We start from the raw sequence: 13,845 nt of genomic DNA on the forward strand, positions 1-13,845 counted from the left end.
TGCCGGGGGCGAAATTCTGTCCGATAGAACCGGTCTAGCGAGACGAAACGTCAATTGATTTCATTTTCGTGACTCAAGGTTTCCGGCGCATCGTTTCCTGGCGCTCAAAGCCATATTGCTCATAAAGCCCATGGGCATCGCGAGTCCCTAATGCCATTTTCGTGCCGGAAACATCAGGATGTTCCACTAAATATTGCATAAGCCATTTTCCTAAGCCTTTTCCTCGATGATGAGGGTCAATGATCACATCGCATATCCATGAAAAGGTTGCTTTATCTGTTACAATCCGCATAAACCCGACCTGGCCTGACTCGCTATAAATCCCGAAACATAGGGAGCCATTGATGCTCTTTTTAACCGTTTCCTTTGTACGATCGGCCGCCCAATAGCTTGTTTGCAGCCAGGAATGGATCTTGTCCAGTTCTAATAATTCCTTGCGATCACTTATCCTATAAGGCAGCGTTTCATGTCTCCACTCCATTGACATCATCCCTTACTGAAGAAATTGTTCATAATGTTTAGTATAATGGAAGCAAATTCAATAGAAAACTAATAGGATTTTATTTGATAACAAAATCAAAATAAAAGGGGATGGGAACGTGAGGGCGTTAGAAGGAAAACGTGTAGTCCTAACAGGATCTCGAAAAATAGAAGAAATTTCTGCTTTAATTGAAAAGCAAGGAGGAATTTCGGTACAGCGGCCGATTCAGGAGACAAAAAAATGTTCGGTTCAGGAATTGGAACCAAATATTCGAAGAGTCATAGAAGATGGAACGGATTGGGCCGTATTTACAACCGGAATTGGATCAGCTGTACTATTTGATGCAGCGGAACAATTAAATCTACAACAAGCGTTTATAGAAGCGCTGATAAAAGCAAGAATTGCCGTTCGTGGCTATAAAACGGCCCAAATCATGAAAAAATACGGAATTGAGCCAGCTGTCATCGATGATGATGGAACAAATGACGGATTACTGCGCGCGCTAGAGCCGTTTTCTTTTGATCAGCAAAACATTTATTTGCAGCTTCATGGAGAGCCTGTTCCCAAATTGGTTCAATGGTTTGAAGAACGAAATGCGGACGTATTTCAGGTGCTGCCTTATCAAACGGTTGTTCCCGATCTAAATGTCGTTTATCAATTGATTGAAGAAATTATCAACGGAACGGTCGATGTTGTTGCTTTTACCGCCTCACCGCAGGTCAGGGTACTTTTTAAAACGGCAGAAAAGCTTGCGGTATTGCCGCAAATGATTGAAGCCTTTCAGGAAAAGGTAGTGGCGGCAGCTGTCGGAAAAGTAACCGGAAGCGAGCTGACTGAAAGAGGAGTGCAGCGTGTCATTGTCCCTGAACATGAGCGCATGGGTGCGATGATTGTAGCGATTGCCGCTCACTATAAAAAAATCAATGTGTAATAAGAAAAGCCTCTTCAGAAGAGGCTTTGCCTTATTCGACAGAAACATTGTTAAAGATAAGTTCATGCAGCATTTGAGCGGCAAGCTTTACCGTCCGGCCATCCACGTCCAAAAGAGGATTGATTTCAGCAATGTCAAAGCTGATCACTTTATTTTGTGAAACAATATGCTTAATCAGCTGTTTCACAACCTTCGGATCCATCCCGAACGGGGAAGGGGCGCTGACACCGGGTGCGAAGCTTGCACCTATGCAATCGCTGCACAGCGTAAGCATAATGTGGTCATTTTTCTCAATAAAACGATGGATCCGATCCATCACTTCACCCATATTGCCGCTATGGATGTTTTCTTCTAAAATGTATTCGCATCCGTAGGCTTTTGCAGTATCAAATAAGTACTTTGTATTTCCGCTTTTTTGAATGCCGGCAACCAAATAGCTGCAATTTTTATGATGATCTAATATTTGCCTGAACATTGTCCCGGACGATGTCATTTCGTCATATGGGCGCATGTCGAAATGGGCGTCTATGTTGATGATGCCAATGCTTTCTTGTCCGGCCACATGTCCCTTCACGCCAAGAAAATGCCCGTAAGCGACTTCATGGCCACCTCCGATAATGATCGGGAAAATATTCAGACCAAGTAGTTTGCTAACGGCTTCGCCCAGTTCTTTTTGCGCGTTTTCCAGCTCACCATCCTCACAAGTAACATTGCCGAAATCGTACAAGTTAATGTCAGGCGAAAGGTATGGCAATGAAGCCATTCCTTTTCTGATTTCGTCTGGAGCACTTGAAGCTCCAACCCGTCCTTTATTTCTTCTAACTCCTTCATCACTCTTAAATCCAATAATCCCAAAGCTTGTCCCGCTTAGCTTTTCATTAAATTTCTCTAAATTTTCTACCTGAACGACTTGATGTAGCCGAAACATCTCTTTTACCGTGTCGCTATCTGTCCGCCCTGTCCAAACTGAAGCATCTGCCATTTTGTACATGAAAAATTAACCTCCAGTGATATTAGACTTATTAAAACGATTAGATCCATTCAGATCATTTTGTCTTATTTGAAATTATAAAGGCATCATTTTATAATTTCTAATACATGGTTTTTATATATTTATAATTTATAGCTATAAATTAACTTTTTAGAGGAGACAAATTAGTGGATATTCGCCATCTAAAATATTTTGAATCCGTTGTGAGGCATAAAAATTTTTCAAAAGCGGCAGAAGAATTGCATGTTTCCCAACCATCATTAAGCAATACGATAAAATCATTAGAAAAAGAATTAGGATGCAAATTGCTTGAACGTACGACGAGAGAAGTTGGCCTTACTGAATCAGGAGCTGTGTTTTATCAACATGTCCTCGGGATTTTAAGCCAATTCGAACATGTTCAGAAAGAGATGAAGGAAGTCAAGTACACCGGTGCAGGGACATTAAAGATCGGAATCATTGAATCTTCGAAATACTGGATTCCAAAGATTATTATTAAAATCAGAACTAAATATCCTAACGTACACATTAAAATTAAAGAAATGATCGGAATGAGGGATATCGAAGAAGCTTTAAATCGACATGATGTCCATTTGAGCATCGCTCCCCAAAAAATAGAACATAGCCATTTGAAGTTTATTCCAATATATAATGAAGAATATGTTTTAGTTACACCCCAAAACCATCCCTTTTGCCATCTAAAATCGATAAACTTATCCGGGCTTGAAAATGAGAACCTCATTCTTAGCCAACCCGGGTATCCATCTTATCAAAAAATTACAGAAGCTTGCCGAACGGCGGGTTTTGATCCGAAAAGCACGTATGAAGTAGAGAGGCTTGAGATGGCATGCAGTTTAGCAGAAGCAGGGCTCGGCGTTTCCATTCTCCCTGAAAATTATTTAAAATACTCTTCTCTTTCAGGAATTAACATACTTAAACTAACTAACCCTACACCGAACAGGATGGTCTACATGGCTTATCATTCTAATCGCTATTTGCCGCCCGTAGTGCAAGATGCAATGTCTTTCATCATTCATTTTTTTAAAAGAGATAATGAAGCATGATCACCAATTGATGCTTCATCTCGAATGAGGAAAAATCTTGATTGGTTTCCCGACGCATAACCCGGCGTAACGCCAATCCCTAAACACATGAAGCAAGCCAGCACAAAAAGGACGACTTTTTTCATGCATTCCCTCATTTCTTAGTAAATCTACTCTTTGAAAATGAAAAACTTATAGTATATTACCAGGGTATTGGTAAATTATGCCTGGGAAATTAAAAATATACGATGATTCCCGCGATGCCTGACAGAAGAATGACAAAAGCAGGATGAAGTCTCGTAAAAAGAAGTAATCCTAATGAAACGAACAGGAAGAGGAGACTTGTTACATGAAAATGATGAATTCCAATGAGGTTATTTTGGATGGCGAATTGAACTGCCGCAAAAATTATCATTCCAGTTATAACCGGTCGTAATCCGTAAAAAGCTGATTGAATCATTGGTTGATGTTGCACCTTTGTAAAAACAAGGGAAACGAGAAGGACAATGATTAAAGAAGGGACTGAGATCGCCAAAATGGCAATGATCGCACCTGAAATTCCTCCAGCTTTGTAGCCGACAAAAACAGCAGCATTAGCTGCAATCGGCCCGGGGGACATCCCGCTAATAGCGATAACATCAGTGAATTGCTGTACAGATAGCCAACCGTGCTTTTCAACTTCATATTGAATGACCGGGATCATCGCATATCCGCCGCCAAATGAAACGAAGCCTATTTTTATAAAAGAAACAAAAAGGTTCCACAATACCATCTATCTCATCTCCTATTTGCCACCTGTTTTTGCATGTTCATAGTTCTCGACAAATTGTTTTGATTTTCCTTTCGCCTGGAGAATGATACCTGCCAAAGCGCCGCACAATAAAACAAATATCGGTTGAACGGGAACAAAAAGAAAGACAAGTAAGCTGGCCGCTGTTAAGAACAGAGTTGTTTTATCAATGACGGCTGTTTTTCCGATCTTGAAAGCTGCTAATAAAATTAAGGCGACAATTGTAGGGCGAATTCCAAGAAAAGCGGCGTGGACCAGCGGCTCGTGTTGAAAGCCAAGAAATAATGCGGCAAGAAGAATAATCATGAAAAATGTTGGGGCAATAATGCCGAGCGTTGCTGAAATAGCACCAGAAATACCAGCTAACCGGTAGCCGATAAATGTTGCTGTATTAACGGCGATCGATCCGGGAACGGTTTGGGCAACAGCCAAAATATCCGCAATTTCTCCCTTTTTCACCCAACGATTCTTTTCTGCAATCGCTTTTTCCAACAACGGGATCATTGCATATCCGCCGCCGAATGTTATAGGGCTTATTTTTAAGAAAGTTAAAAAGACCTTCCAAATTAATGTGAATTTGCTTCCTTCCCCCATTCCTATCACCTCATCTCAAGGAATATGCAAAAAGTATTTATCATTTTGATAAAAACATATTCTTATTTACCAATAAATAATTGCTTATTTACCTTAATTTTAAAATAGAAGTGCCAATCTGTAAACGAACTTTTATTCAAAATGAAAATAAGTTTCGGATGGAAATGTGAAAATGAAAGAAGGTGATAGTAGGAGTTGACGTTATCATGTCAATAAAAGTTATAATATTGAAGAACGTAATTCCATCTGGAGGAAATGATGCTCAAACAATTTATTGGTTTAATGTCTCCAAAAATGAAAAGTTTAAAACGTTTGTATGAATTAATATATAAATTTGGCCCGATTAGCAAAAGCAAGCTCGTTGAATTATCGGGATACAAGCAGGCAACATGCGCACGGTTAATAGATGAACTTGTCGAGGCTGACCTCATTTATGAAAGCGGCCAGGGTGAATCAACAGGCGGGCGAAAACCGGCGATGTATGTCATTAAACCAGACAACTATTATTTAATCGGTGTCGACATTACCCGTGTATCTACTAAAATCGCCCTTCTTGACCTTGAGTTGAATCATTTGCAATCGATTAAATTGGACATGACTTCAAGCACGACGGCCGATTATACGTTACATTTTATATGTGAACAGATTCAACAAATGTTGGAAAGCAGGAATATTCCTCTTGGCCGTTTGCTTGGAATTGGTGTAGGCGCGGTTGGCCCGCTAGATCGCGAGAAAGGTGTGTTCCTTAACCCGAAGCATTTTTTGTCGGAAGGATGGGAAAATGTAAATCTTGTTAACCGGTTAAAAGAGGCTTTTGACACTGTTGTTTTGTTAGAAAATGGGGCGAATCTTGCTGCGCTCGGCGAATATCGGAGAAATCACTGGAAGACAGCAGATAATCTCGTGTATACGATGTCGGGAGTCGGCATTCGATGTGGAGTGATTTCGAAAGGACAGGTTGTTCGAGGGAATGTGGATATGGAAGGTGCATTTGGCCACGTGATTGTAGATGTACACGGCCTTAAATGCTCGTGTGGAGCATACGGTTGCCTTGAAGCGTACAGCAGTCTTTCGGCAATTCGGATCGAAGTCATTAAACAACTCAAGCGGGGAAAGCCATCTTTGCTTAAAAGAATGGTCAATCAGTTAGAAGATATCCGGTTTGACCATATTTTGTATTCGATTGTGCAGGATGATCCGCTATGCTCAGAGATTGTTCGCGATGCCGCATTCTATTACGGGATTGCTCTTTCTAATCTTATTTACCTCGTTCATCCGGAAGTCGTCATTATCGGCGGCGTTTTAGGATCCCATGAGCTTTTTTATGAAGTCGCTTCGGAAACGGCGAAGGACCGGCTAAAGAATTATCCTCACTATCAAATTCAATTTCACAAAGCATCAGAAGGAGACAATGCGGTAACCGTTGGGGCCGGGAGCATGGTATTTGATTATTATTTGGAACAATAGCAGTTAAGTTGAAGGCTGTCGAGAAATTCTCGACAGCCATTTTACGATTTAGTGATTGGTATTCGGTAACTTATCGGCCACTTTCGTTGGGAAATCAGCCACTTTTAGTCGAATATCAGCCAAATTCAATAGTTTATCAGCCAGTCGCACCTTCTTTAGGCTTAAAACACCTTTGTCGTCCAGGATTCGCAATTCCAGACATCTGTTACAACGTCCCGGTAAAATTCTGGTTCGTGGGAAATAAGAAGAATACTTCCTTTATAAGCTTTTAAGGCACGCTTTAATTCATCCTTCGCATCAATGTCCAAATGGTTGGTCGGCTCATCAAGAACGAGTAGGTTCGTTTCGCTGTTGATCAGCTTGCAAAGCCGCACTTTTGCCTTTTCACCACCGCTTAAGACAGATACTTTGCTTTCAATATGCTTTGTCGTTAGCCCGCATTTGGCAAGAGCTGCACGGACTTCATGATGGGAAAAAGAGGGGAATTCATTCCAAATTTCATCAATGCACGTATGGTGATTCGTTTCTTTCATTTCTTGTTCAAAATAGCCGATGTGTAAATACTCACCGCGTTCAACGGTCCCGGAAATCGGCTTGATTTCCCCGAGAATGCTTCTTAAAAGTGTTGTTTTACCGATCCCGTTTGCCCCGACAAGAGCGATTTTTTGCCCGCGTTCCATCCGTAAATCTAGCGGTCTTGATAAAGGTTCATCATAGCCGATAACGAGGTGGTTCGTTTCAAAAATCATTTTGCCGCTTGTCCGCGCTTCCTTGAAATGAAATTCCGGTTTCGGCTTTTCTTTTGCAAGTTCGATCACTTCCATTTTATCCAGCTTTTTTTGACGGGACATCGCCATGTTCCTTGTTGAGACCCTAGCTTTATTCCGGGCTACAAAATCTTTCAATTCCGCTATTTCTTGTTGTTGTTTTTTATAAGCTGCTTCCAATTGCTGTTTTTTCACTTCATACACTTGCTGGAAGTTTGTATAATCGCCGACATAACGGTTCAATTCTTGATTTTCCATATGATAAACTAAATTAATGACACTGTTTAAAAAAGGAATGTCGTGGGAAATTAAAATGAACGCATTTTCATATTCTTGAAGATAACGTTTCAACCATTCAATATGTTGTTCATCCAAATAGTTCGTCGGCTCATCGAGCAGCAGGATGTCTGGTTTTTCGAGAAGCAGCTTGGCGAGCAATACCTTTGTCCGCTGTCCGCCGCTTAATTCATGAACATCGCGCTCAAGCCCGATCTCATCTAACCCTAATCCGCGGGCGATTTCTTCCACTTTCGCGTCAATAATGTAAAAATCATTATTTGTAAGGGTATCTTGAATGGGGCCAACATCTTCAAGCAACTTCTCTAACTCCTCAGGTGACGCTTCGCCCATTTTGGCATAGAGCTCATTCATTTCCGCTTCAAGATCGAATAAATATTGGAACGCGCTTTTTAGCACATCGCGAATAGTCATCCCTTTTTGGAGCACGGTATGTTGATCGAGATACCCAACCCGTACTTTTTTCGCCCATTCCACTTTCCCTTCGTCAGGTTGAAGCTTTCCTGTAATAATGTTCATAAATGTCGATTTTCCTTCTCCATTTGCCCCGATAAGGCCAATATGCTCTCCTTTTAAAAGGCGGAAGGAAACATCATTAAAAATGGCCCGGTCGCCAAAACCGTGGCTTAAGTTTTTGACTGATAATATGCTCATGTTATTTGCACCTTTTCTAAATTTGGATTCTTTTTTGATTATATCCCCGTTCGAGCAATGAAGACAATAGATGCAACAATCTTAAATTTTGGAAGAATGTTCGAAGAAAAAGAAAAATTTTTAAATACCCAGTTTACAAATCGGAATTGGTGTGTTTAAATATTCTTAAATTAAAAATGCTGATCGGAAAAACCGAAGGCCCCTATCCAACATTGGTAGGGACTTTTTTTATACCAGTAGCATACTATGATTGCAATTCGAGGGATAAGTGGGCAACTACGGTGTTGCTTTCGCCTAAGGCTTAGCCCCACCGAGTTTTTAATACCAATGACATAGTATGATTTCAATTCAAGGCGTAGGGCGAACTTACCCCGTGCCGCTCACGAGAATCCGGGATTCCGTGTTTCGATGTGAAAGGAGAGAAAAATATGCGTAAATTAATCATTTTTGCTTTCATTGGGTTTTTGGCACAGCTCATCGATGGCTCATTAGGGATGGCCTACGGGTTAACTTCTTCGTCATTATTATTAGCATTCAGCGTATCACCGGCAATTGCATCTGCTTCTGTTCACATGGCAGAAGTTGTTACAACAGCCGCTTCCGGTGTTTCCCATATTCGCTTTGGAAATGTGGATCGGACAATAGTCCTTCGGCTTATTGTTCCGGGTGCTATCGGCGCATTTGTAGGCGCTTGCTTTCTAAGCAACTTGCCCGGCAGCCTGATTAAGCCATACGTTTCGATTTTCTTATTAATTCTTGGAATTTATATTTTATGGCGTTTTATGAGCAAGACGGCAGCCAAAAATGAAGCCAATTCAAAACCAATGTCGAAAAAGCAGTACGTCTTACTCGGGCTGATCGCAGGATTCTTTGACTCAACAGGAGGAGGAGGCTGGGGCCCGATTTCTACCCCGGTACTGCTTGCGAAAAAAACAACCCCTCGAAAAGCCGTCGGCTCAGTCGATACGAGTGAGTTTGTCGTTTCACTTGCGGCCACAGTAGGCTTTATCGTTTCATTAGGCTGGGAGCAGGTAAACTGGTTTTGGGTCCTTACATTAATGCTAGGCGGTGTCATCGCCGCACCAATTGCCGCATGGCTTGTCCGGATCATGCCATCGTATTTGTTAGGCGTTTTAGTCGGAGGCCTGATTATTTTTACGAATGTGAGGACTTTAGTAACCACATGGAATGTACCCAACCCGTGGTTAATATATGGAATAATTATTACGTTATGGGCAGCAGCAGTGATTTATACAGTGAGCACAAAAAGTACTGTTGTCCGCAGAGAGACATTTCAACAAGACCAATAGAAAATAACTCATGAATATGAGAAGGAATGACGCCAAAAACGTCAAAGTCCTATTATAGGAAACACGAACTTCTCCAGACAAACCTTGATTGTTATTACAGCAATCAAGGTTTTTTGCAGAAAAAAATAAAAAAACTTCTGGATTTCATATTGTGAAAGAACTCCGTTGAGAATAGAAAGCGCTTTCAATTATAGTAAGAAACAAAATATTCAATAAAAATAGGAGTTGGTGTCATGGGGATTCGTACAGGCGAGCAGTATATCAACGGGCTGAAATCGAGAAGACCTGAAATCTGGCTTTCGGGTAGGAAAGTAACAGATATAGTTAATGAGGAGGTGTTCAGGCAACCGATCCTTGAAATCGCAAAGTTGTATGATATGCAGCATGATCCAGAGTATCAGGATAAAATTACAACCATTTGTGAAGAAACCGGAGAAAGGGTGTCCAATGCATTTATCGTTCCAAAAAATTACGAGGATTTAATGAGGCGAAGGGCATTGTTTGAAGCCTGGGCGGAATCAACGTTTGGGTTGATGGGGAGAACGCCGGACTTTTTGAATGTCACCGTTACCTCGATGGCTTCAAGCCCAGATTTCTTCGAACAATACAACCCGGAATGGGCAGAAAATATTCAAAACTATTATAAATATATTCGCGACAATGACCTTTTTTTAACCCATGCTCTCATTAACCCGCAAAATGATCGGAGCAAGCCTTCTCATCAACAAAAAGACATGTTCACGCATTTAGGCGTTGTCGAAGAAACATCTGAAGGCCTGATCGTGCGGGGAACAAAAATGCTTGCGACATTGGCGCCGATTACGGATGAAGTGATCATTTACTCCTTCCCTGGTTTTAAGCCGGGTGATGAACGGTATGCCTTGTCATTCGCGATCCCGATCGATTCTCCGGGACTTCGCATTTTATGCCGTGAACCGATGCAAAATGGAAAGCGGCCATTGTTCGACCATCCTCTTGCATCGCGTTTTGAGGAAATGGACGCTGTATTAGTATTTAATGACGTGCTTGTTCCGTGGAATCGGGTATTCATGTATAACAATATCGAAGCGGCGAATCAGCTTTATTCAAAAACAGGCTTAAGCCAGAACACACACCAAAATGGAGTGCGTGGACTTGTGAAACTTCGATTTGCCGCCCAGGTCGCTGCAAGATTGGCCGATGCCATCGGTGTAGACGGATACCTGAATGTGCAGACACAATTAGGCGAATTGATCCAGTCTGTAGAGACGATTCGAGCTTTGCTTCGCACGGCGGAAATCGAATTTTCGGTCAACGAAAGAGGGGAAGCTATTCCGGCCAGTGTCCCGCTTGAGACGATTCGCGGAATTTTGCCGAGAGCTTACCCGCGTGCGATTGAAATAATCCAAACGATTGGCGCCGGCGGTCTCTTAATGTCACCGACCGGAAGCGATTTTGATCAGGTTGATTTGCGAGAAGACCTCGATAAATATTATGGTGGCCGTTCTGGAGTTTCGGCACTCGAACGGGTCCGGCTTTTTAAGCTAGCATGGGATTTATGCGGCGAAGCCTTTGGACAGCGGCTAGTCCAATATGAGCGCTATTATTCGGGAGATCCGGTTAGAAAGCTGGGCATGTTTTATATGAGTTACAAACAGAAACATTCATTTTCAATGGTCGATGAAGCGCTTGATGGAGTGCTTCAGGAGAAAACAGTAAGCCTGTAAATCTTTTTTCTACGGAAGGAGAATTGAAATTGATTGGCTCTGTCCATAAGATTGCCAAAATTCTTAATTGCTTTTCGAACGATGAACCGGTGTTAGGCAACCTGGAAATCGCTGAGAAACTGGGCATGAGCCCAAGCACCGTCCATCATTTGCTGAACACATTGTGTCAGGAAGGGATGCTCATTAAGGATAGCCAGAAAAAATACAGGTTAGGCTGGAAGTTGCTTGAATGGGGCAATCAGGTGATGTATCAACAGGACATTTTAAATGGGGCGCTTCCATTAGTAGAAGGGTTGGTCAGACGATTTTGCGGAACGGTCCACATCGGCATGTACGATGAAGGAGAAGTCATTTTTGTTTTGAAAGCGGCATCAAAAGAAATAGAGGACATTGATACGCACGTCGGTGCAAGAAAACCGGCCTATTGCACAAGCACCGGGAAAGTGTTGCTTTCCTATAATCCTTCATTAGTCCAGGCGACAATTAGAAAAGGCTTAATTCGGAGGGCGCCGAACACGATCACGTGCCCCAACCGGCTGAAAATGGATCTAAATGAGTCCCGTCACCGCGGCTATTCGATAAGTGACAATGAGAACGAGCTCGGGCTTTATGGGATAGCTGCGCCGATCCGTTCATACACCGGACAGACCATTGCCGCCCTTAATCTGGTCGGCGAGCCTTCTTACATGCAGGGAAGGTACAGGCAGGAAATTTTGAAACATGTCGTACAAACAACTGATCTTATTTCAAAGGAACTGGGATATATTCATGTTTAATAAAATTTTAATACAATCAGGAGGTTTATCATATGCCAGCAACGGAAACGTTACGTTCATTCAATTTGTTAAAGTGGATTGAAGAAAATAAAGAATTATTGAAGCCGCCGGTCAACAATAAAGTTATCTGGCAAGATTCCGAATTCATCGCGATGATCATCGGCGGGCCGAATAAAAGGCGTGATTTTCATGTCGATCCTTCTGACGAATTTTTTTACCAGATAAAGGGTGACTGTTATGTCGAAATTATGACGGAAGAAGGGGAACGGAAAGTCGTCACGGTCAAAGAAGGCGACGTATTTATGCTGCCGGCCATGGTGCCGCATTCCCCTCACCGCGTAGCCGATACGTACGGCCTGGTCATTGAGCGGAAACGGAAGGAAGGGGAGCTTGAAGACTTCGTCTGGTTTTGTGATAAATGCAATCACGAAATGCATCGTGTGACAGTTCAATTAAATGACATTGAAACACAGGTGAAGCAAGCGATTCATAGCTTTAATTCGAATGAACATATACGGACATGCCAAAAATGCGGGTATCAAATGCCGGAAACTGTAGGTGAATGGAAGTGCGAATAGATTTCCATACCCATATCATTCCGGAGAATTTCCCCGATTTTGAACAACAATACGGCGGCGGGCGTTGGCCAGTGCTGGAGAGGACGTGCACGTGCGGCGCACGCATTATGGTAGGCGGAAAAAACTTTCGCGATGTAACCGACCAGGTATGGTCTCCGAAGAAACGGATAGAGGATATGGATCGTGAAGGTGTAGACATCCAAGTGCTGTCTCCTATTCCGGTTACGTTTTCTTACTGGGCACCGGCAAATCGAGCGGCCGAAATGGCTAAAATCCAAAACGATTTTATAGCGGAGACAGTATCCGAACATCCAGAGCGCTTTGTCGGGCTTGGCACGGTTCCAATGCAGGACGGGCCGACCGCCATCAAAGAAATGGAACGTTGCATAAATGAACTGAACCTTCACGGGATTGAAATCGGGACAAACGTTAACGGGAAGAATCTGGATGATCCGTCGTTCATTGACTTTTTTGAGATGGCGGAAAAATGGGAGGTGCCCATTTTTGTTCATCCGTGGGAGACGCTCGGCCGCGACCGTATGCCGCGCCATAATTTCATGTATACGATCGGCATGCCGAGTGAAACGGCGCTGGCGGCAGCGACCCTTATTTGGAGCGGCATGATGGAGAAATATCCGCTCTTGAAAATTTGTTTTGCCCACGGGGGAGGCTCCTTCCCTTACTTGCTTCCACGTCTTGACCAGGGCTGGAATGTTTGGCCGCATTTAAGGATGACGACACATCCGCCAAGCTTTTATGCAAAGCAATTTTTCTTTGATTCTTTAACCTATGATCCTATGAATATTCGCTATATGATTGAACGATTCGGGCACGAGAAATTATTCATGGGATCCGACTATCCATTCTTACTTCGCGAGATCGAGCCGGGAAAAGTCATTGATGAGACATTAGAACTTACCGAAGAGCAGAAGAAAGCGATGCTAGGAGAAAATGCTGCGAAATTTTTATCAATCGAAAAGAAGAAAAGAGGTGTTGTGCTTGCAAATCGTACAAACGCCGGAGAGTAAATTGCAAGAATTGGGGCTGGCATTGCCTCCGGTTCGCCCTTCTGTTGGCAACTATGTGAGCCGTGTAAGAGTCGGGAATCTATTATTTACTGCAGGACAGGGGGTAGACCAATATCATGGGAAGATCGGCCGGGATCTGACGGTCGAAGAAGGCTATTTAGCGGCACGGCAATCGATGCTCAATCTATTAAGCGTTGTAAAGGACGAATTAGGCGAATTAAGTAAAGTGAAACGGGTCGTCAAAATTCTCGGTTTTGTAAACAGCGCGGAAGACTTCATTGACCAGCCGAAAGTGATGAACGGAGCTTCTGATTTATTGGTTCAAGTTTTTGGCGAAAAAGGTAGGCACGCCCGTTCAGCAGTAGGCATGGCACAGCTGCCGAATAATACGGCGATTGAAATCGAGATGATACTTGAAATCGCAAAATAAAG

General features: G+C 42.7%; 14 protein-coding genes. 9 read left to right on the forward strand and 5 right to left on the reverse strand.

Annotated features, from left to right (window positions below; translation table 11 throughout):
• Positions 1–73: 73 nt before the first annotated feature.
• Positions 74–481 (reverse strand): GNAT family N-acetyltransferase, encoded by a 408-nt coding sequence (locus WD019_RS08245; protein WP_425711193.1) that lies wholly within the window; start codon positions 479–481, stop codon positions 74–76.
• 118 nt (positions 482–599) lie between these two features.
• Between WD019_RS08245 and WD019_RS08250 the strand changes: the two genes are divergently transcribed.
• Positions 600–1,412: a uroporphyrinogen-III synthase gene (locus tag WD019_RS08250; protein ID WP_425711194.1), complete on the forward strand. Its 813-nt coding sequence runs from the start codon at positions 600–602 to the stop codon at positions 1,410–1,412.
• 31 nt (positions 1,413–1,443) lie between these two features.
• On the opposite strand, the gene hutG is transcribed toward WD019_RS08250, so the two are convergent.
• Entirely contained in the window at positions 1,444–2,403 is a 960-nt protein-coding gene (hutG, locus tag WD019_RS08255) for a formimidoylglutamase (RefSeq protein ID WP_425711195.1), read from the reverse strand.
• Between the two features lie 167 nt (positions 2,404–2,570).
• Here hutG and WD019_RS08260 point away from each other — a divergent pair, with 167 nt between their 5' ends.
• The gene (locus WD019_RS08260) at positions 2,571–3,467 is read left to right on the forward strand and encodes a LysR family transcriptional regulator (RefSeq protein WP_425711196.1); all 897 of its coding nucleotides are present in this window, start codon (positions 2,571–2,573) and stop codon (positions 3,465–3,467) included.
• Positions 3,468–3,681: 214 nt separating this feature from the next.
• Here the strand turns inward: WD019_RS08260 and WD019_RS08265 are convergent, their stop codons facing one another.
• Together WD019_RS08265 and WD019_RS08270 are read right to left on the reverse strand one after the other, a co-directional pair.
• Complete coding sequence (locus tag WD019_RS08265) at positions 3,682–4,218, reverse strand: chromate transporter (RefSeq protein WP_026679041.1); 537 nt, start codon at positions 4,216–4,218, stop codon at positions 3,682–3,684.
• A 12-nt stretch (positions 4,219–4,230) separates the two neighbouring features.
• Positions 4,231–4,830 carry a chromate transporter gene (locus WD019_RS08270; protein WP_051291586.1) on the reverse strand — a complete coding sequence of 200 codons (600 nt, stop codon included), beginning with the start codon at positions 4,828–4,830 and terminating at the stop codon, positions 4,231–4,233.
• Positions 4,831–5,085: 255 nt separating this feature from the next.
• Here WD019_RS08270 and WD019_RS08275 point away from each other — a divergent pair, with 255 nt between their 5' ends.
• Entirely contained in the window at positions 5,086–6,297 is a 1,212-nt protein-coding gene (locus tag WD019_RS08275; protein WP_425711197.1) for an ROK family protein, read from the forward strand.
• 161 nt (positions 6,298–6,458) lie between these two features.
• Here WD019_RS08275 and WD019_RS08280 read toward each other — a convergent pair whose 3' ends face one another.
• Positions 6,459–8,015 carry an ABC-F family ATP-binding cassette domain-containing protein gene (locus WD019_RS08280; protein ID WP_425711198.1) on the reverse strand — a complete coding sequence of 519 codons (1,557 nt, stop codon included), beginning with the start codon at positions 8,013–8,015 and terminating at the stop codon, positions 6,459–6,461.
• 428 nt (positions 8,016–8,443) lie between these two features.
• Between WD019_RS08280 and WD019_RS08285 the strand changes: the two genes are divergently transcribed.
• The 6 genes from WD019_RS08285 to WD019_RS08310 all read left to right on the forward strand — a co-directional run bounded on the left by WD019_RS08285 (position 8,444) and on the right by WD019_RS08310 (position 13,843).
• Positions 8,444–9,325, forward strand: coding sequence for a sulfite exporter TauE/SafE family protein (locus WD019_RS08285; protein WP_026679044.1), 882 nt, complete (start codon positions 8,444–8,446; stop codon positions 9,323–9,325).
• Positions 9,326–9,558: 233 nt separating this feature from the next.
• Positions 9,559–11,031 carry a 4-hydroxyphenylacetate 3-hydroxylase family protein gene (locus WD019_RS08290; RefSeq protein ID WP_026679045.1) on the forward strand — a complete coding sequence of 491 codons (1,473 nt, stop codon included), beginning with the start codon at positions 9,559–9,561 and terminating at the stop codon, positions 11,029–11,031.
• 29 nt (positions 11,032–11,060) lie between these two features.
• Positions 11,061–11,807 carry an IclR family transcriptional regulator gene (locus WD019_RS08295; protein WP_425711199.1) on the forward strand — a complete coding sequence of 249 codons (747 nt, stop codon included), beginning with the start codon at positions 11,061–11,063 and terminating at the stop codon, positions 11,805–11,807.
• A 32-nt stretch (positions 11,808–11,839) separates the two neighbouring features.
• A complete protein-coding gene (gene nbaC / locus WD019_RS08300) occupies positions 11,840–12,385 on the forward strand; it encodes a 3-hydroxyanthranilate 3,4-dioxygenase (RefSeq protein ID WP_026679047.1) in 546 nt (181 codons plus the stop codon).
• Positions 12,370–13,413 (forward strand): amidohydrolase family protein, encoded by a 1,044-nt coding sequence (locus WD019_RS08305; protein WP_035351734.1) that lies wholly within the window; start codon positions 12,370–12,372, stop codon positions 13,411–13,413. The genes nbaC and WD019_RS08305 overlap by 16 nt, the downstream gene beginning before the upstream one ends.
• Entirely contained in the window at positions 13,385–13,843 is a 459-nt protein-coding gene (locus tag WD019_RS08310) for a RidA family protein (protein ID WP_026679049.1), read from the forward strand. The genes WD019_RS08305 and WD019_RS08310 overlap by 29 nt, the downstream gene beginning before the upstream one ends.
• Positions 13,844–13,845: the final 2 nt, after the last annotated feature.

This window comes from Fictibacillus sp. Mic-4, assembly GCF_049843615.1.
Taxonomy (GTDB): domain Bacteria; phylum Bacillota; class Bacilli; order Bacillales; family Fictibacillaceae; genus Fictibacillus_A; species Fictibacillus_A gelatini.

Coding starts and splice junctions, on each gene's coding strand:
- WD019_RS08275 (WP_425711197.1), top strand. CDS start 5,086: ATGATGCTCAAACAATTTATTGGTTTAATGTCTCCAAAAATGAAAAGT.
- WD019_RS08290 (WP_026679045.1), top strand. CDS start 9,559: ATGGGGATTCGTACAGGCGAGCAGTATATCAACGGGCTGAAATCGAGA.
- WD019_RS08265 (WP_026679041.1), bottom strand. CDS start 4,218: ATGGTATTGTGGAACCTTTTTGTTTCTTTTATAAAAATAGGCTTCGTT.
- hutG (WP_425711195.1), bottom strand. CDS start 2,403: ATGTACAAAATGGCAGATGCTTCAGTTTGGACAGGGCGGACAGATAGC.
- WD019_RS08280 (WP_425711198.1), bottom strand. CDS start 8,015: ATGAGCATATTATCAGTCAAAAACTTAAGCCACGGTTTTGGCGACCGG.
- nbaC (WP_026679047.1), top strand. CDS start 11,840: ATGCCAGCAACGGAAACGTTACGTTCATTCAATTTGTTAAAGTGGATT.
- WD019_RS08305 (WP_035351734.1), top strand. CDS start 12,370: ATGGAAGTGCGAATAGATTTCCATACCCATATCATTCCGGAGAATTTC.
- WD019_RS08245 (WP_425711193.1), bottom strand. CDS start 481: ATGGAGTGGAGACATGAAACGCTGCCTTATAGGATAAGTGATCGCAAG.
- WD019_RS08270 (WP_051291586.1), bottom strand. CDS start 4,830: ATGGGGGAAGGAAGCAAATTCACATTAATTTGGAAGGTCTTTTTAACT.
- WD019_RS08285 (WP_026679044.1), top strand. CDS start 8,444: ATGCGTAAATTAATCATTTTTGCTTTCATTGGGTTTTTGGCACAGCTC.